Source organism: Nocardiopsis synnemataformans, assembly GCF_965343085.1.
GTDB lineage: Bacteria > Actinomycetota > Actinomycetes > Streptosporangiales > Streptosporangiaceae > Nocardiopsis > Nocardiopsis alborubida.
In genome coordinates this window covers 139,042-155,606 of sequence record NZ_CBDRFA010000006.1, presented here as the reverse complement: position 1 = coordinate 155,606, position 16,565 = coordinate 139,042, and the positions used below count along the sequence as shown (strand labels likewise).

Below are 16,565 nucleotides of genomic sequence, written 5' to 3'. Positions count from 1 at the left end.
CCGTCTCGGGGCGCGGGCGGCCCCGTGCGCGGTACCGGCGGGGCCGGTCCTCTTTTTCCGGTGCGGAAGCGGGAAGCGCGCGCCGGTCAGAGGTGGGTGGTCATCCCCAGCAGGGCCAGCAGTTCGGCCTCGGTGACCAGGTCGATGCGCTGGCCGCGCGCGCGATAGGTCTCGGCCCGCAGGTGCTTGGCGGTCTTGCCGGGGCCGCCGTGGCCCCCGAGGACGAGCACGTCGGTCTTCTTGGTGACGTTCTTGGCGGGCCGCCCGCCCGCCTCGGCCACGCGCCGCCACACCTCGGGCTTGTCCATGGACTCCAGGTCCCCGGAGACGCACACGGTGCGCCCGTACAGCGGCCCGGTGGGGTCCGCGTCCGGAGAGGGCTCGGGCAGCGGCGTCTGGGCGTCGCGCTGCCACCGGCCGAACCGGTCCTCGGGCGCGGCGGGCGCAACGGCAGGCACGGCGAACAGGGCGGGCGCGGGCACGGCGGCGGCCGGGACCGGGGCGGACACCGCGCTCCCGGCCGAGGCCTCCACCCGGCGCAGGTCCATCCGCGCGGCGCGGGCCAGGTCGGCCAGTGACGGGGCGCCGTAGCGCTCCATGGCGGCGATCACGATGCGCGCGGCGGCCTCGGCGTCGGCGTCGGCGCGGTGGTGGTGCGTCACCCGGTACCCGATGTGGGCGCACACGGTCGGCAGCTTGTGGTCGGGCAGCCCGCCCCAGGTGCGCCGGGACAGCGCCAGCGTGCACGCGTACTCCCACGCCGGGTGGGACAGTCCGGTGTGCCCGCAGGCCTGGCGCAGCACCCCCATGTCGAAGGCGGCGTTGTGCGCCACCAGGGGGCTGCCGTCGGCGAACTCCACGATGCGCGCGTGCACCTGTTCCCAGGAGGGGGCGTCGGCGACGTCGGCCGCGGTGATGCCGTGCACGGCGATGTTGTGACGGGAGAAGAAGTCCACCTGCCTCGGCGGCCGGATCAGCGTGGTGTACCGGTCCACGACCGCGCCGTCGCGCACCCGCACCAGGCCGACCGCGCACGCGCTGCCGCGGTCGTGGTTGGCGGTCTCGAAGTCGATCGCGGTCCAGGTCCGGGACACCGCGCACCTCCTGAAAACGGGGAACGGACCGAGGCTATCCGGGACCGGGCGCCCTCGGGGACGAAACGGCCCCACCGACCCGGCGCCGACGGCTCGTCCCCGCCCCCACCCTGAGGAAAACCCCACCCCTGCCAGGGCGCACACCGCACCCGACCTGGCGGTCCGCCCCATGGCCCGGCCGGGGCCCCGGTTCCTAGCGTGGTCACGCCGCACGAACGACGAGACGAGGACAGCACATGATCACCCTGCGGGGACTGACCAAGCGCTACGGGGAGACCCTCGCCGTGGACTCGCTGGACCTGGAGGTGCGCCCGGGCCGGGTGACCGGCTTCCTGGGTCCCAACGGCGCGGGCAAGACCACGACGATGCGGATGGTGCTGGGCCTGGACCGGCCCACCGCCGGACATGCTCTGGTCGGGGGCCGTCCCTACCGGAAGCTGGAGCGGCCCCTGCACCACGTGGGCGCCGTCCTGGACGCCCGCGCCGTGCACCCCGGACGCAGCGCCCGCTCCCACCTGCTGGGGCTGGCCCGCACCCACCGCATCCCCGACCGCCGCGTGGACGAGGTCCTGGAGGCCGTGGGGCTGGCCGAGGTGGCGCGCAGGCGCGCGGGGGCCTTCTCCCTGGGCATGAGCCAGCGCCTGGGCATCGCCGCCGCCCTGCTGGGCGACCCGGGCCTGCTGCTGTTCGACGAGCCCGTCAACGGTCTGGACCCCGACGGCGTGCGCTGGATCCGCGACCTGATGCGCTCCCTGGCGGACGAGGGGCGCACCGTGTTCGTCTCCAGCCACCTGATGAGCGAGATGCAACTGACCGCCGACCACCTGGTGGTACTCGGTCGGGGTCGGCTCATCACCGACGCGCCCCTGGCCGAGGTGCTGGGCAACAGCGCGTGGACGGCCGTGCTGGTGCGCGCGCCCCACCCGGAGGACCTTGTCACCGCGTTGGAGGCGGAGGGGGCCGGGGTGGAGCGCACCGGCCCGGGTGAACTGGTGGTCACCGGCGTGCCCGTCGAACGCGTCGGGGAACTGGCCCACCGGGCGGGGGTGGCCCTGCACCGGCTGAGCACGCGCGACGCGTCCCTGGAACAGGCCTACCGGGAGCTGACCGCCGACAGCGTGCAGTACACCACCGCGAACAGGAGCCGACCGTGACGACCTCCACCGAGACCGGGGCACCCCCGACCCCCGCCGCCGACCGAGCCCCGGGCCCGGCGCGAGCCCTGTCCGACCTGGCGGCGGCCGCCTCCGCCGAGTGGGTCAAGCTCCGCTCGGTGCGCTCCACCTGGTGGGGCCTGGCCGCAGCCCTGCTGCTGATGGCCCTGGTGGCGCCGGGCGCGGCGCTCTCGACCGTCAGCAACATGCAGAACGGGCACGTGCCGACCGCCGAGGTCCCGGCCTCGGAGATGGCGGCCTACGCCACCATGTGGGTCGTGCAGTTCGCCGTCATCGCCGTGGCGCTGCCGGCCATCACCTCCGAGTACTCCTCCCGCTCCATCCACCCCACCCTCCAGGCGGTCCCGGTGCGGACACGCGTGCTCGCGGCGAAGGCCCTGTCCGTGGCCGCCACCGTGTTCGCGGCCGCCCTCGTGATGGCCACCGCCGGTACGCTTCTGGCGCACCTGGTGATGCGGCACCCCTACCTGGAGGGGTACGGCACCCTGGACCCGGGGCAGGCCGCCGCGGACGTGGTACGCATGGCCGTGTACCTGACCGCCGTGGCCGTGCTCACCGTGGGGGTCGGTGCCGCGCTGCGGTCGGCCGCGGCGGCGCTGACCACGGTGTTCATGCTGATTCTGGGCCTGCCGGTGATGTTGTTGCTGCTGGGCAGTGAGGTGGGCGTCTACCTCGCCGGACGCATGCCGTTCCTCGCCGGGATCTCGTTCGTGGACAGCGCCTTCGTGATCGGGCGGTTCGACCACGCGCTCACGCCCGCCGCGGGCGGCGCGGTGCTCGTGTGCTGGACCGCGGCGAGCCTGGCGGCGGGTGCCCTGGTGCTCCGGCTCCGGGACGCGTGAAGCGGCGGGTACGGACGGTCGGACAGGAAGAGGGGGGGAGTGGCGGATGCCCGAGTGGGCCGGGGCCGGGGGCGGCCCCCACGCCTGGGCGCGGGCGGCGGCCGCGCCGCTGGCACGGGCCGGACGCGAGCTGGCGGGCACCCTGTTGGGACTGTGCACAGCCGTGCTCACGCTGGTCTGGGTCCTCGCGGCGGCCGTGGCGCTGGTGTTCGCCCCGCTCCTGACCCCTCCGGCCCGGCACCGTTTCCGGGGCGCGGTGACCCGGTGGGCGGTGCGCCTGGGCGACGCGGACCTGGCACGCCTGGCCCGGTGGACAGGGGCCGGCACCGTCCACCCGGGGCCCGAAGCCGCTCCGCGCGTGGCCTATCTGCTGCTGCGCCTTCCGGTGGCGCTGGTGTGCGGCTACCTGGTGCCCACGGCGCTGCTGCTGGTGGCGGTCTTCGCCGGCGGGGCCGCACTGGAGCTGTTCACCGGAAGCGGCACCAACATTCCCGTGCTGGTGCCCGGTGCGAGGATGTACGTCTCCAGCGTCAACATGGGCCTGCTCATGGGTCTGCTCGTCCTGGCGGCGACGTGGCTGGTGGTGGCGCTGGCCTCGGCCGCCGACCGCGCCCTGGCCCGTCGCCTGGTGGGCCCCAGCGACGAGGACCTGCTGCACCGGCGCATCGACGAGCTGACCTCCACCCGGTCGGGCATCGTGCGGGCGGTGGACGAGGAGCGGCGGCGCATCGAACGCGACCTGCACGACGGGGTCCAGCAGCGCGTGGTGGCGCTGGCCATGCTGCTGGGGCGGGTCCAGCGCGGCCACGACCCCGAACGCGCGGCACGGCTGGTCCGCCAGGCGCACACCGAGACGCGGGTTCTGCTGGACGAGCTGCGGGAGGTGGCCTGGCGGGTCTATCCCACCGCTCTGGACACCCTGGGCCTGGAGTCGGCACTGACCGAGGTGGCCGAACGCAGCCCGCTGCCGGTGGAGGTGCGCGCGAACCTGTCATCCCCGCCGCCCCGCGAACTGGCCACGGCGGTGTACTTCGTGGCGCGCGAGGCCATCACCAACGCCGTCAAGCACGCCGGGGCCGAGGCGGTGATCGTGCACCTGGACGACGCCGACGGCGCCCTGGACCTGCGGGTGCTCGACGACGGGCGCGGCGGCGCCGACCCCGAGGGCGGCGGACTGACCGGCCTGGCCAGGCGGGTGCGGGCCCTGGACGGCACACTGGCGGTACACAGTCCCCGGGGCGGCCCGACCACGGTACGCGCCGTGCTGCCCCTGACCACGATACGGAGCCCCCATGCGCCTGGTGATCGCTGACGACTCGGTCCTGCTCAGGGAGGGCCTGGTGCGGTTGTTGGAGGAGGAAGGGCACGAGGTGGCGGCGGCGGTCGGCGACGCCGACGCGCTGATGACCGCGGTCGCCGAGCACGCGCCCGACGCCGCCGTGGTGGACGTGCGGATGCCGCCCACCCACACCGACGAGGGGCTGCGGGCGGCGCTGCGCATCCGCGCCGAGCACGAGGGGGTCGCGGTGCTCGTGCTGTCGCAGTACGTGGAGCAGCGCTACGCCGCCGAACTGCTGGCCGGGGCCTCGGGCAGGGTCGGCTACCTGCTCAAGGACCGGGTGTCGGAGGTGGGGGAGTTCCTGGAGGCCCTGGAGCGGGTGCGCGAGGGCGGGGCGGCCTTCGATCCGGAGGTGGTGCGCCAGCTGCTGGCGCGCACCACCCACACCGACCCGCTGTCCCGGCTCACCCCGCGCGAGCGCGACGTCCTGGAGCACATGGCGCAGGGGCTGAGCAACGCCTCGATCGCCGAGCGGCTGTACGTGTCGCTGAGCGCGGTGGAGAAGCACGTCAACGCGATCTTCGACAAGCTGGGGCTGGGGTACACCTCCGGCTACAGCCGCCGGGTGCTGGCGGTGCTGCGCTACCTGGACAGCTGAACGCGGCCGTGGCGCGGGACACACCGCCCGGCGCCACGGCGCTGGTCCCCCGGACGGCGGCGCGGACGAGGGCGGCGGTGCGGGTCAGGCCGGAGCGGTTCGGACCGGAGCGGGGTCAGGCCGGAACGAAGGACTCCAGGGCGGCGGTGCGCTGGGCGTCCTGGGCGGCCCACGAGGCGTCGGTGGAGGCCCAGGCCAGCGTGTAGTACACCCCGGGCGCCGCCGCGATGTTGCGGGTCAGCACGCGGCGCGTCTCGCCGGCCTCGTCCTGCCAGGTGAACTCCCACTCGGCGGCCGAGTGGAAGCCGGTGTCACCGGTGACGTCCGCGATCCGCACCCGCTCGTAGCCCGGCAGCCGCCCCGAGTCGTACACGCCCTGCTCCTGGTCCAGGACGTGCTGGTACTCGTCGTCGGTGGGGTGCTGGGCCATGTCGATCTGGAGGTAGCTGGCGTCGGCGGGGGACTCGTAGAAGACGCTGCTGCCGTCCACCCGGCGGATCCAGCCCTCAGGGGTCCGCAGGCCGAAGCCCTCGGGGTCCTCGGTCCAGGTCGTCCCGGGCACGGGGTCGCCGTCGGCGCCGCCCTCCTGGGGCGCGCCGGTCTCCTCGGTGGCGCTCTCCTCGTCCCTGTCCCCGGTCTCCTGCTCGCCGGCGCCGGGGTCGGAGGGCTCCTCGGAGCCCGAGTCCCCGGTCCCCGCCCCGGAGGCCGCGACACTGGTGTCGGAGCCCCACGGGTCGAGCACCACCACCAGCGCCGCCACCGCCACCAGCGAGGCCAGGCCCAGGGTGAGCACCACCATCGGCCAGGACAGCCGCCCGCCCCGCTGCGGCCCCGGCGCCGTCGTGACCGTCGTCTGGGGCGGGAGCGCCGCGGGGGCCCGCGGAACCGGCCCCGGGATCCCGGGCCGCACGGGCACCGGCCCCGGGAGGACCTCGCGTGTGGGAGCGGTTCCCGGCCGAGTCGGCACGGACACGGTCGTGGCCGAGGGCGCCGTGAAGGCCGCGGCGGCGGTGCCCCCCTCCGCGGTCAGCAGCGCCCGGCAGCGGTCGGCGTCGATCCGCCCGGCCGGGTCCTTCACCAGCAGGCCCCGCACCGCCTGGGCCAGCGGACCCCGCCCCAGGACGTCGGGCGGCTCCTCGGAGGTCACGGCGTGCAGCGTCGCGGGGATGCCCTCGCGGCGGAAGGGGGAGGTGCCGGTGGCCGCGTGGTACAGGGTCGCGCCCAGCGACCACAGGTCGCTCGCAGGGGTCGCCGGGCTCATCGCCAGCCGCTCGGGGGCCAGGTAGGCGGGGGAGCCCATCACCCCGGCCGTCTGGGTGACGGAGGAGGTGTCGGCGATGGTGGCGATGCCGAAGTCGGTGAGCACCACCCGTCCGGTGTCGGTGACCATGACGTTCTCAGGTTTGACGTCGCGGTGCGTGATCCCCTGCCCGTGCGCGGTGGTCAGCGCGCTGAGCAGAGCGAGTCCCCACTGGGCGGTCACACGGGCGCCGCGCGGGCCCTCCTGGCGGACCAGCGCGTGCAGGGAGCGCCCGCTGAGGAACTCCATGACGATCCACGGGCGGCCGTCGTCCTGGACGATGTCGTGCACGGTGACGATGTTGGGGTGTCCGCCCATCGCGGTGGCCTGCGCCTCGCGCCGGGCCCTGGCGGCCATCCGGTCGCGCTCGTGGTCGTCCAGGCCCGGGCCCAGGAGGATCTCCTTGACCGCGACGGTGCGGTTGAGCTCGGTGTCGTGGGCCCGCCAGACCCGGCCCATTCCGCCCCGGCCGATCTCGGCCAGCAGCTGGTAACGGCCACGCAGTGCGCGGTGCGGCTCGGCCCCCATCGGACTCCCTTGCGGTGCGGGCCGTCGCGGCCCCGTGGACGTCGAAAAGCCCGCAGGGACAGCGGGTTCTCCATGCGCGCCGAGCGACCATGGTACTGAGGTACGACGGTGCTCCGACCCCGCCGGAGCGCCGCCCCTGGTCAGCCCGGTCCGTCGGAGGACCGGAGTCGGGGAGGCCGTGGCGCGGCGCTCTCCGGGGGAGTGGAACGGTCAGCCCAGGTCGGCGGGTTTGCGCTCCAGCACCTCCCGCTCGCGCCCCGCTCAGGGCGTGCCGGTGAGCCTGCCCATGACGTCGTACACCTGTTGCGGGGGCAGCGGGGGCAGCGGGGCTCCGGGAGGCGGCCCCATTGCGGACCCCTTGCGGCGTCCGCGCGCAGTCCGTCGAGCACGAAGGCGAGTCCGCGGCGCCAGGCGTCGGGCGCGAGGGTTTCCGGGTCGCCCTGGTGGCCCGCCGCAAGGACCGCCTCGACGCCCTCGTCGAAGAACTCGGCATCGAGGGCGTCGAGGCGGTCGCCTTCCCCGACGACCTCGCCGAGCACTACTGGAGCATGTACACCGCGCGCGACCGCGCCGAGTGGTTTCCCTCCCCCCGGGTCGCTGGCTCCGCGGGCCGCGGTGTAGCACCCAGACGCGCGTCGCCGCCCCGTGACCCGCCTACCGCGCCAGGAGGTCGCGCAGCGCTCCGACCACCTCGGCCGGGGCCTCCTCGGCCATGAAGTGACCGCAGGTCACCGTGCTGTGGTGCAGGTCGGGTGCCCAGGCCCGCCACACCGCGGCGGCGTCGTAGCCCAGCGCCGCACCCCAGTCCTGCTGGAGCACCGACACCGGCATGGCCAGGCGCCGACCGGCCGCGCGGTCGGCCTCGTCGTGCTCGACGTCGATCCCGGCCGAGGCCCGGTAGTCGGCCACGATCGAGGTCACGGCCTCGCGGGAGGCTCTCAGATAGGCGGCGCGCACCTCGGCGGGGATCGCCTCGGGGTCGCGCGTCCAGATGTCCAGGAAGTGCCCGAAGAACGCGTCCGGGCTGGCGCCGATCAGCTGCTCGGGCAGGCCGGGCGGCTGTGCCATGAGGTACAGGTGGAAGCCCACCGCGGCCGAGGCCCCGCGCATCACCTCCCACATGTCCAGGGTCGGCAGCACGTCGAGTGAGGCCAGGTGGGTGACGGCGTCGGGGTGGTCCAGCCCGGCGCGGATCGCGACCAGGGCGCCCCGGTCGTGGCCCGCCAGGGCGAAGCGTTCGTGGCCCAGGGCGCGGGCCAGGGCGACGACGTCGGCGGCCATCGTGCGCTTGGCGTAGGCGTTCCCGTCGGTGTCGGCGGGTTTGTCGCTGTCGCCGTAGCCGCGCAGGTCCGGGCAGATGACGGTGTGGTCGGCGGCCAGGTCGGCCGCGACGTGGCGCCACATCAGGTGGGTCTGGGGAAAGCCGTGCAGCAGCACGAGGGGGCTGCCCGACCCGCCGACGGCGGCGTTGAGCGCCACGCCCTCGGCGACGGGCACGCGCTGGTAGTCGAATCCCTGGATCCTCGGTTCCACGGTGGTGTCCTCCGGTGGGTCGAAGTCGGATCCCCGGCGGTCGCCGGGGAACTCGGTCGTCCACGAGCCTGCCGGGCGCTGATGAGCAGCCGATGAGCAACGGCTGAGCAGGGGCGTCGGCGGCCCCGGCCGGTGCGGACGGCCGGATAGGTTTGCTGCCATGACGGGGGAGGCGACGGAGGCGACGGCGGTGTTCTTCCGCGTGCTGGGCCCCCTGGAGGCCGTCGGCGCGCACGGGCCGCTCGCCCTCAAGGGGCCGCGGCACCGCGCGGTCCTGGCCCGGCTCCTGGTCGCCGAGGGCCGTGCCGTGCCCGTCGACCGCCTCGTGGACGACCTGTGGGAGGCGCCCACCGAGGGCTCCGTGGCGGCGGTGCGCACCTTCGTCTCCGCGCTGCGCCGGTCCCTGGAGCCGGACCGGCCCGCGCGGCGGCCCGCCCGGCTGCTGGTGACCGCGCCACCGGGCTACGCGCTGCGGACCCGCCCCGAGGCGGTCGACGCCCGCCGCTTCGGCGCGGCCGTGACCCGTGGCGGCGCGCTGCTCGCCGAGGACCGGCCCGGAGAGGCGCTGGACGATCTGGAGGGGACGCTGGCGCTGTGGCGGGGACCCGCCTACGCCGAGTTCACCGCCTACCCCTGGGCGCGCGCCGAGGCCGACCGGCTGGAGGGGCTGCGGCTGCTGGCGGTGGAGCGGCACGCCGAGGCGCTCCTGGCGCTGGGGCGGGCGGGCGACGCCGTGTCCGCCCTGGAGGCGCACGCCCTGGCCCACCCCCTGCGCGAGAACGCCTGGCGGCAGTGGGCGCTGGCCCTGTACCGCTCGGGCCGTCAGGGCGACGCGCTGGCCGCGCTGCGCCGGGCCCGCCGGACCCTGGCGGACGAGTTGGGGGTGGATCCCGGCCCCGAGCTGCGGCGGCTGGAGGCCGACGTCCTGGCCCAGGCGCCCCACCTCACCCCGCGTGCGACCGTCACCGCGGTTCCGTCGCGGGCAGAGGCCGCGCCCGAACGCGTCCGGCGGCCCCTCGTGGGCCGAAACCGGGAGTTGGAGCTGCTGGAGGGTGCCGCCGCCTCCGCCGCGCCGCACGCTCCGGCCCGGGTCGCGCTGGTCTCCGGTGACGCCGGGGCGGGCAAGTCGGCCCTGGCCGAGGAGCTCGCGCGGCGGCTGGCCGGGCGCGGGTGGACCACGGCCTGGGGGCGCGGTCCCGAGCACGAGGGTGCGCCCGCCGCCTGGCCCTGGACGCAGATCGCCGCCGTGCTGGCGGCGACCGCGGACACCGACCGGGACACCACGGGCACCACGCACACCGCGGTCCATGAGGGCACCACTGGCCTTGGCCGGGACGACGACACCGCTGTCTCAACACCCGTCACAGGTCCCACCGGGCCCAGCGCCCCGAACTCCACGGGGACAGACCCCGCAGCGCCCGGAGGTACCACCCCGGACCCCGCGGCGACCCGGTTCGGCGTCCTGCGCCAGGCCGCCCGCCTCCTCGCCTCGGCCTCGCGGCGCGGCCCCGTCCTCCTGGTCTTCGACGACCTGCACCGGGCGGCGGAGGAGACCCTGGAACTGTTCACCTTCCTGGCCGCCGAACCGCTCCCCGGTCCGGTGCTGCTCGTGGGGACCTACCGGACCGGCGAGGTCCTCCCCGCGCTGACCGCGGCCCTGGCCCGGCTCGCCCCCGGCGAACCGGCCCGTGCCTACCTGGGCGGGCTGAGCGAGGACGCGACCGACGCACTCGTCCGGGCCCTGGTCGGCCACGACGTCGGCGGGCGGGCCCTGCGTACCGTCCACCGGCGCAGCGGCGGCAACCCCTTCTTCGTCCGTGAGCTGGCCCGACTGCTGTCCGACGGGGACGGCACCGCACTCGACGCGGTCCCCGCCGGAGTGCGCGACGTCATCCGCCACCGCCTGGGCTCCCTGACGCCCGGGGCCCAGACCCTGCTGCGGCAGGCCGCCGTGATCGGCCGCGACATCGACCCCGACGTCCTGTCGGCCCTGTCCCCGGGCGGGGACGCCCTGCTCGACGCCCTGGACGAGGCGCTGGAGGCGGGCTTCCTCACCGACCGCGCGGAACCGGACGAGCCCGACGGCGCCCCCGGCCTGCGTTTCGCGCACGTGCTGGTGCGCGACACCCTCTACCAGGACCTCTCCCGACCGCGCCGGGCGCACTGGCACACGGCGGTGGCCGAGGCCGTCGAGGCGCTGCACCCCGACCGGGCCGACGTGCTCGCCCACCACTTCGGTCGTGCGGGCACCCGCGCCACGGCCGCCCGGGCCGCACACCACGCGCGCGCCGCCGCGCTGCGGGCAGAGGAGCGCTTCGCTCCGCACGAGGCGGCCCGGCTGTGGCGGGAGGCCGTCGCCGCCCACGACCGCTCCGGTCAGGAGCGGGTCCGTGAACGCCTGGAGGCGGTCACGGGCATGGTGCGGGCGCTGGCCGTCACCGGCCGTCTGGAGGAGGCCCGCCGCCACCGCGCCCGGGCGGTCGCCGCGGCCGAGGAACTGGGCGACGTGGAGCTGACGGCACAGGTCATCACCGCCTTCGACGTGCCCGCCCTGTGGCCGCGCAACGACGACGAGGCGCTGGCCCGCCAGGTCGCCGGAGCAGCCGAGCGCACCCTGGCCGCTCTGCCCGAGGACCGCCGGGAGCAGCGGGCCCGCCTTCTGTGCGCCCTGGCCCTGGAACTGCGCGGCGCCGCCACCGTCCGGGGCCCGGACGCTGCCCGCCAGGCCGAGGAGACCGCCCGCGGGCTCGGCGACCCGGCTCTGCTGTGCCTGGCGCTCAACGCCCGCTTCATGCAGTCCTTCCAGGGCGCCGGGCGGGCCCCGCGCCGCGTGGAGATCGGTGCGGAGCTGGTCGATCTGGCTTCCCGGCACGGCCTGGTGACCTTCGAGGTGCTCGGCCACCTCGTCCTGGTCCAGGCGTACTCCGCGCTCGCCGACTTCGGCGCCGCCGACGCCCACGCGGTCAGCGCCGACCGGCTGGGCTCGCGCCACGGGATTCCGCTGGTGGGGGTGTTCACCCGGTGGTACGAGGCGCTGCGCACGGCCGTGCGGGGGTCCGCCGAGGAGGCCGAGGCCGCCTACCGGGCCGCGAGCGTACGGCTCGCCGACACCGGCATGCCGGGGGTGGAGCAGGGCGTCCTGCCCCTGGCGCTGCTGTGCCTGCGCCTTCAGGACGCCGAACCCGCACCGGTGGACCCGCGCCAGGACTGGGGCCCCTACGCTCCCTGGGCGGACGCCCTGGCCTCCCCTGATTCCGCGCTCCCGCCGCCTGACGCACCGCCCGGCCTGCTCAGGGAGGCTTTGACCTGTCTGGCCGCCCGGGCCGCCACCGCCGTCGGCGACCGCCCCGCGATGGAGCGCGCCCACCGCCTGCTCTCACCCGCCGCCGGGGAGTTGGCCGGCGCGGGCAGCGGCCTGCTGACCCTGGGACCGGTCGCGCACCAGCTCGGTGACCTCGACCGCGTACTCGGACGCCGGGAGCGGGCCGCGGAGCACTACCGGTTGGCCCTGCGCGTGGCCGCCAGGGCCGGGGCGCCGCGCTGGACGGCCGCGGCCCGGGCGGCCCTGGCCGACCTGGGCTGAGCAGGGCCCTCGTCAGCGATCGGTCGGACGGCCCGACGCGGGTTCTGGCAGGGCCCGCTGCGTTCGCGTGTCCGTGGCGTCCGTCTGGGTAGCGCGGTTTCCGGGGCCCGCCGCGCCCGTGTGTCGGCTCACCCGCACGGGTGGGTCAGCGGTGCCCAGGGCGCGGGATCCGGGTCTCCGGTCCCGGATCCGCAATCACGACGTGCCCGCCGCGATGTGTAGTTTGGCCCTCTTGTGGTAAAAAGTTAGGCGTGCCGAACTTTCAAGATGAGGCTTCTTCACATTCCTGGTCGGCGAGGCTCCCCGCCGCCTCCCTCGCCCTTGTCCTGGGCCTGACCGCCTGCTCCTCCTCCGCCGGGCAGGAGCGCGACGACGGACGGCTCCTGGTCCTGACCACGTTCACCGTTCTGGCGGACATGGCACGCAACGTCGCCGACGGGCGTGTGGAGGTCGCCTCCCTCACCCGGCCCGGAGCCGAGATCCACGGCTACGAACCCACCCCCGACGACCTCGTCCGCGGCCAGGACGCCGACCTGATCCTGGAGAACGGGCTCGGCCTGGAGGCCTGGTTCAGCCAGTTCACCGAACGCGTGCAGGCCCCCACCGCCGTGCTCAGCGACGGCGTCGAGACCATCCCCATCTCCGCGGGGGAGTACGAGGGCCAGCCCAACCCCCACGCCTGGATGTCCCCCGACAACGCCCCCGTCTACGTCGACAACATCCGCGACGCCCTCACCGAACTCGACCCCGGGGGCGAGCAGGTCTACGCCGAGGCGGCCGAGGCCTACAAGGACGAGATCAGTGAGGTCGGCGACTACCTGGAGGCCGAACTCGCCGGGGTCCCCGACAGCTCCCGGGCCCTGGTCACCTGCGAGGGCGCCTTCTCCTACCTGGCGCGCGACGCGGGGCTGACCGAGATGTACCTGTGGCCGGTCAACGCCGAGACCCAGGGCACCCCCCAGCAGACCGCCGCCGTCACCGAGTTCGTCCGCGACAACCAGGTCCCCGCCGTCTTCTGCGAGAGCACCGTCAACGACGGCTCCCAGCGCTCGGTGGCGCGCGAGACCGGCGCCGCCATGGGCCGGACCCTCTACGTCGACTCCCTGTCCGAGGAGGGCGGCCCCGTCCCCACCTACCTGGACCTGCTGCGCCACGACGCCGAGGCCATCGTGGCCGGGCTGCGGGGGGAGGAGCGTTGAACGCCGCCATCGAGGTCACCGAAGCCACCGTCCGCTACGGCGACGTCCTGGCGCTGGACGGCGTGAGCCTGTCCGTGGCCCCAGGCCGTGTCTGCGGCCTGCTGGGCACCAACGGGTCGGGCAAGTCCACCCTGTTCAAGACCGTGCTCGGCCTCGTCCCCACCGACGGGGGCCGGGTGCGGATCCTCGGGCACACCGGGGCCGCCGCCCGCCGCCGCGGGCTGGTGGGCTACGTGCCCCAGTCCGAGCAGGTCGACTGGGCCTTCCCGGTACGCGTGCGCGACGTGGTGATGATGGGCCGCTACGGACGCATGGGACAGCGGCGACGCCCCCGCCCCGCCGACCGGGAGGCGGTCGAGCACGCCCTGGACCGCACCCACCTGAGCGACCTGGCCGACCGCCAGATCGGCGCGCTCTCCGGCGGCCAGCGCAAACGCGCCTTCGTGGCCCGCGCCATCGCCCAGGGCGCCGACGTGCTCCTGCTCGACGAGCCCTTCGCCGGGATCGACAAGCGCTCGGAGGGACGCATCACCGAACTGCTGCTGCAACTGCGCGGCGAGGGCCACACCCTGCTGGTGTCCACCCACGACCTGGCCCAGGTGCCCGCCCTGTGCGACGAGGCGGTGCTGCTCCAGCGCCGCGTCGTCGCGCACGGCGCCCCCGAGGAGGTCCTGCGCCCGGAGACCCTCATGGAGGCCTTCGGGATCCACACCGACGAGGAGGGAACGGCATGGACGCGCTGACCGCGGTCGCGGAGTGGTTCACGGTGCCCCTGGGCTTTGACTTCGTCCGGCGCGCCCTGCTGGTCAGCGTGGTCGCCGGGGTGGCGTGCGCGGTCCTGTCGTGCTGGATGACGCTGGTGGGCTGGTCGCTGATGGGCGACGCCGTCTCCCACGCCGTCCTGCCCGGGGTGGTGCTGTCCTACCTGTTCGGGCTGCCCTTCGCCGTGGGCGCGCTGGTCTTCGGCGCCGGGTCGGTCGCCCTGATCGGGGTGGTCAACCGCACCTCCCGGGTCAAGGAGGACGCCGTCATCGGCGTGGTCTTCACGGCCATGTTCGCCCTGGGCCTGGTCCTGGTCTCGCGCGTGCCCAGCCAGACCGACCTGGGGCACATCCTGTTCGGCAACGTGCTGGGGGTGTCGGACACCGACATCTGGCAGGTGCTCGTCCTGGCCGGGGTGGTGCTGGCGGTGGTCTGGTACAAGCACCGCGACCTGACCCTGTACGCCTTCGACCCGGTGCACGCGCACGCGGTGGGCATCAACCCCCGGCTGCTGGAGACCCTGCTGCTGGGGCTGCTGTCGGTCACGGTGGTGGTGGCCCTCCAGGCGGTGGGGATCATCCTGGTCGTGGCCATGGTCATCGTCCCCGGCGCGACCGCCTACCTGCTCACCGACCGCTTCGAGCGGATGCTGGTCATCTCCGCGGCGGTGGCCGTGGTGGCGGCCGTGGCGGGGGTGTTCCTCAGCTTCCACCTGAACGTGTCCACCGGCGGGGCGATCGTGCTGGCCCAGTCGGCGGCCTTCACCCTGGCCTACCTGTTCTCGCCCCGGCAGGGCGTGCTGCGGCGGCGCCGCAGCACGCGTGGAGCCGCTACGGGCGTCGCACGTCGATGACGTACTTCCCGCGGACGCCGCCCGCCTCCAGCCCGCGGTGGGCCTCCGCGACGTCGGCCATCGGGAAGACCGTGTCGACCAGGGGACGGATCTTCCCCTCCTCGGCGAAGCGGGTGAGTTCGGCGATGCGGTCCGCCGACGGGTTGTTGCTGAAGAGCTTGGTCCGGCCGGGCCGCGCGGCTGCCCGGAGCCCGGTGCCGACCAGGGACCTGAGGACGCGGTCCGGGTCGAAGGCGAGCACGACCATGCGCCCGCGCCGGTCCAACCGTGTCTGGTAGGCGCCGAGGTCGGTGCCGACCAGGTCGACGATGACGTCGAAGCGGCCGAGGTCCCGCGGCCGGGTCGTGCGGTAGTCCAGAGCCTCGTCGGCGCCGATTCCTCGGATCCAGTCGAGGTTGCGTGCCCCGGCGAGGGCGGTGACCTCGGCGCCGAGCGCCTTGCCCAGCTGCACCGCGACGCTGCCGACACCTCCGGTGGCGCCGCGGACCAGGAGCCGTTCACCGGGCGCGAGGCGGGCCTTGTCCGTCAGCGCGGTCAGGGCGGTGGTGCCCGCCCCCGGAAGGGCGGCGGCCTCCAGGAGGCCGAGGTTCCCGGGCGCGCTGGCGAGCCGCCGTTCGGGGACGACGACGTAGTCGGCGATGGCCCCGAAGGCGAAGTGCGGGGTGAGCCCCCACACCGCGTCCCCGGCCCGCCAGGTGCGCACTCCGGCACCCACCGACGCGACGCGGCCCGTGAAGTCGACGCCCACGCCCCGGGGGAACCGGGCGCGGGTGATCCCGCGCATCCTGCCCGAGCGGAAGGCGACCTCACCCGCGTCCACGCTCGCGGCGTGCACCTCGACGAGCACCTCGCCCTCTCCCGGGCTCGGCGTGGGCACCTCGTTGACGCACAGCACCTCGGGCGGGCCGAATCGCTCGTACTGCACAGCGCGCATGGTCGTTCTCCCCGGACTCTCGACAAGGAAGTGGGGTGGCCCCCCACTTCGTTCCGCTAAGATAACCGGAGAGGCACCCCACTTAGCAAGCGCAGGAGGTCACGGTGGTCGAGAGCACAACGCGAAGGCCCTTGCGTGCGGACGCCCGGCGCAACTACGAACGCATCGTCGCCGTGGCCGAGGAGGCGTTCGCGGCCCACGGCGCCGACGCCTCACTGGAGGAGATCGCCCGCCGGGCAGAAGTGGGATCGGCGACCCTGCACCGGCACTTCCCCTCCCGGCGCTGCCTGCTGGAGGTGGTCTTCCACGACCGGGTCGAAGCGCTCTGCGCGAGGGCGCGGGAGCACGCCCGCACGCGCAAGCCGGGCGACGCCCTCTTCGCCTGGCTGCGGAACCTCAACGCCTACGCCGCGGCCAGCCGCGGCCTGGCCGCCTCGCTGCTGCGGGACGGCCGCGACGCCGACCTGCTGGAGCGCGACGACGGCTGCGCGGCGATGATCACCGCCGCGGCCGGCGAACTCCTGCACCGCGCCCGACAGACGCGGGCGGTGCGCCCCGGTGTGCGCGCCGAGGACCTGGTCGCGCTCGTCAGCGCCATCTCGCTCGCCACCGAGGACCACCCCGACGGCGCACAGGCGAGCCGCCTGCTGGACATCGCGATCACGGGCGTGCGCCCACGGGGGGACGAGCCCGCGGCCACGACCCACGGGACTCCCTGAGACCGGGGCCGGTCGCGGAAGGACACCGGTCGGCGGCAGCCCGGGCACGGGCCTGAACAGAAACGGCGCGGCGGCGCGGGGGAGTGGTCCGTGCCGCCGCGCCCGA

Annotated in this window: 13 protein-coding genes; 9 read left to right on the top strand and 4 right to left on the bottom strand. The window is 75.1% G+C overall.

The genetic code is table 11. From position 1 onward, the window contains the following. Nucleotides 1-86 precede the first annotated feature (86 nt). Nucleotides 87-1,094 carry an exonuclease domain-containing protein gene (locus tag ACSIH6_RS05080; RefSeq protein ID WP_435107034.1) on the bottom strand — a complete coding sequence of 336 codons (1,008 nt, stop codon included), beginning with the start codon at nucleotides 1,092-1,094 and terminating at the stop codon, nucleotides 87-89. Between the two features lie 236 nt (nucleotides 1,095-1,330). On the opposite strand from ACSIH6_RS05080, the gene ACSIH6_RS05075 reads away from it, so the two are divergent. Genes ACSIH6_RS05075 through ACSIH6_RS05060 form a run of 4 tightly spaced genes read left to right on the top strand, consistent with a single transcriptional unit; the run spans nucleotide 1,331 to nucleotide 5,048 of the window. Next, nucleotides 1,331-2,248, top strand: coding sequence for an ABC transporter ATP-binding protein (locus ACSIH6_RS05075; RefSeq protein WP_435107033.1), 918 nt, complete (start codon nucleotides 1,331-1,333; stop codon nucleotides 2,246-2,248). Then, on the top strand, nucleotides 2,245-3,111 hold the full coding sequence (locus ACSIH6_RS05070) for an ABC transporter permease (protein ID WP_435107032.1): 867 nt from the start codon (nucleotides 2,245-2,247) through the stop codon (nucleotides 3,109-3,111). Before ACSIH6_RS05075 ends, ACSIH6_RS05070 begins: the two co-directional genes overlap by 4 nt. 46 nt (nucleotides 3,112-3,157) lie before the next feature. After that, nucleotides 3,158-4,423: a sensor histidine kinase gene (locus tag ACSIH6_RS05065; RefSeq protein WP_435107031.1), complete on the top strand. Its 1,266-nt coding sequence runs from the start codon at nucleotides 3,158-3,160 to the stop codon at nucleotides 4,421-4,423. Further along, complete coding sequence (locus tag ACSIH6_RS05060) at nucleotides 4,404-5,048, top strand: response regulator (protein ID WP_435107030.1); 645 nt, start codon at nucleotides 4,404-4,406, stop codon at nucleotides 5,046-5,048. The genes ACSIH6_RS05065 and ACSIH6_RS05060 overlap by 20 nt, the downstream gene beginning before the upstream one ends. A gap of 115 nt (nucleotides 5,049-5,163) precedes the next feature. Here the strand turns inward: ACSIH6_RS05060 and ACSIH6_RS05055 are convergent, their stop codons facing one another. Together ACSIH6_RS05055 and ACSIH6_RS05050 are read right to left on the bottom strand one after the other, a co-directional pair. Beyond that, nucleotides 5,164-6,876 carry a serine/threonine-protein kinase gene (locus tag ACSIH6_RS05055; RefSeq protein ID WP_435107029.1) on the bottom strand — a complete coding sequence of 571 codons (1,713 nt, stop codon included), beginning with the start codon at nucleotides 6,874-6,876 and terminating at the stop codon, nucleotides 5,164-5,166. A 654-nt stretch (nucleotides 6,877-7,530) separates the two neighbouring features. Beyond that, nucleotides 7,531-8,409, bottom strand: coding sequence for an alpha/beta fold hydrolase (locus ACSIH6_RS05050; RefSeq protein WP_435107028.1), 879 nt, complete (start codon nucleotides 8,407-8,409; stop codon nucleotides 7,531-7,533). A 160-nt stretch (nucleotides 8,410-8,569) separates the two neighbouring features. On the opposite strand from ACSIH6_RS05050, the gene ACSIH6_RS05045 reads away from it, so the two are divergent. The 4 genes from ACSIH6_RS05045 (at nucleotide 8,570) to ACSIH6_RS05030 (ending at nucleotide 14,806) form a co-directional block, all read left to right on the top strand. Beyond that, nucleotides 8,570-11,992 carry an ATP-binding protein gene (locus ACSIH6_RS05045; protein WP_435107027.1) on the top strand — a complete coding sequence of 1,141 codons (3,423 nt, stop codon included), beginning with the start codon at nucleotides 8,570-8,572 and terminating at the stop codon, nucleotides 11,990-11,992. A gap of 251 nt (nucleotides 11,993-12,243) precedes the next feature. Next, a complete protein-coding gene (locus ACSIH6_RS05040) occupies nucleotides 12,244-13,191 on the top strand; it encodes a metal ABC transporter substrate-binding protein (protein WP_435107026.1) in 948 nt (315 codons plus the stop codon). After that, on the top strand, nucleotides 13,188-13,934 hold the full coding sequence (locus tag ACSIH6_RS05035) for a metal ABC transporter ATP-binding protein (protein WP_435107025.1): 747 nt from the start codon (nucleotides 13,188-13,190) through the stop codon (nucleotides 13,932-13,934). The genes ACSIH6_RS05040 and ACSIH6_RS05035 overlap by 4 nt, the downstream gene beginning before the upstream one ends. Further along, complete coding sequence (locus ACSIH6_RS05030) at nucleotides 13,922-14,806, top strand: metal ABC transporter permease (protein WP_435107024.1); 885 nt, start codon at nucleotides 13,922-13,924, stop codon at nucleotides 14,804-14,806. Before ACSIH6_RS05035 ends, ACSIH6_RS05030 begins: the two co-directional genes overlap by 13 nt. Here ACSIH6_RS05030 and ACSIH6_RS05025 read toward each other — a convergent pair. Further along, the gene (locus ACSIH6_RS05025) at nucleotides 14,784-15,740 is read right to left on the bottom strand and encodes an NAD(P)-dependent alcohol dehydrogenase (protein ID WP_435107023.1); all 957 of its coding nucleotides are present in this window, start codon (nucleotides 15,738-15,740) and stop codon (nucleotides 14,784-14,786) included. The genes ACSIH6_RS05030 and ACSIH6_RS05025 overlap by 23 nt on opposite strands. 104 nt (nucleotides 15,741-15,844) lie before the next feature. On the opposite strand from ACSIH6_RS05025, the gene ACSIH6_RS05020 reads away from it, so the two are divergent. Further along, the gene (locus ACSIH6_RS05020) at nucleotides 15,845-16,459 is read left to right on the top strand and encodes a TetR/AcrR family transcriptional regulator (RefSeq protein WP_435107022.1); all 615 of its coding nucleotides are present in this window, start codon (nucleotides 15,845-15,847) and stop codon (nucleotides 16,457-16,459) included. The last annotated feature ends 106 nt before the right edge of the window (nucleotides 16,460-16,565 follow it).

Coding starts and splice junctions, on each gene's coding strand:
- ACSIH6_RS05075 (WP_435107033.1), top strand. CDS start 1,331: ATGATCACCCTGCGGGGACTGACCAAGCGCTACGGGGAGACCCTCGCC.
- ACSIH6_RS05065 (WP_435107031.1), top strand. CDS start 3,158: ATGCCCGAGTGGGCCGGGGCCGGGGGCGGCCCCCACGCCTGGGCGCGG.
- ACSIH6_RS05060 (WP_435107030.1), top strand. CDS start 4,404: ATGCGCCTGGTGATCGCTGACGACTCGGTCCTGCTCAGGGAGGGCCTG.
- ACSIH6_RS05055 (WP_435107029.1), bottom strand. CDS start 6,876: ATGGGGGCCGAGCCGCACCGCGCACTGCGTGGCCGTTACCAGCTGCTG.
- ACSIH6_RS05045 (WP_435107027.1), top strand. CDS start 8,570: ATGACGGGGGAGGCGACGGAGGCGACGGCGGTGTTCTTCCGCGTGCTG.
- ACSIH6_RS05030 (WP_435107024.1), top strand. CDS start 13,922: ATGGACGCGCTGACCGCGGTCGCGGAGTGGTTCACGGTGCCCCTGGGC.
- ACSIH6_RS05025 (WP_435107023.1), bottom strand. CDS start 15,740: ATGCGCGCTGTGCAGTACGAGCGATTCGGCCCGCCCGAGGTGCTGTGC.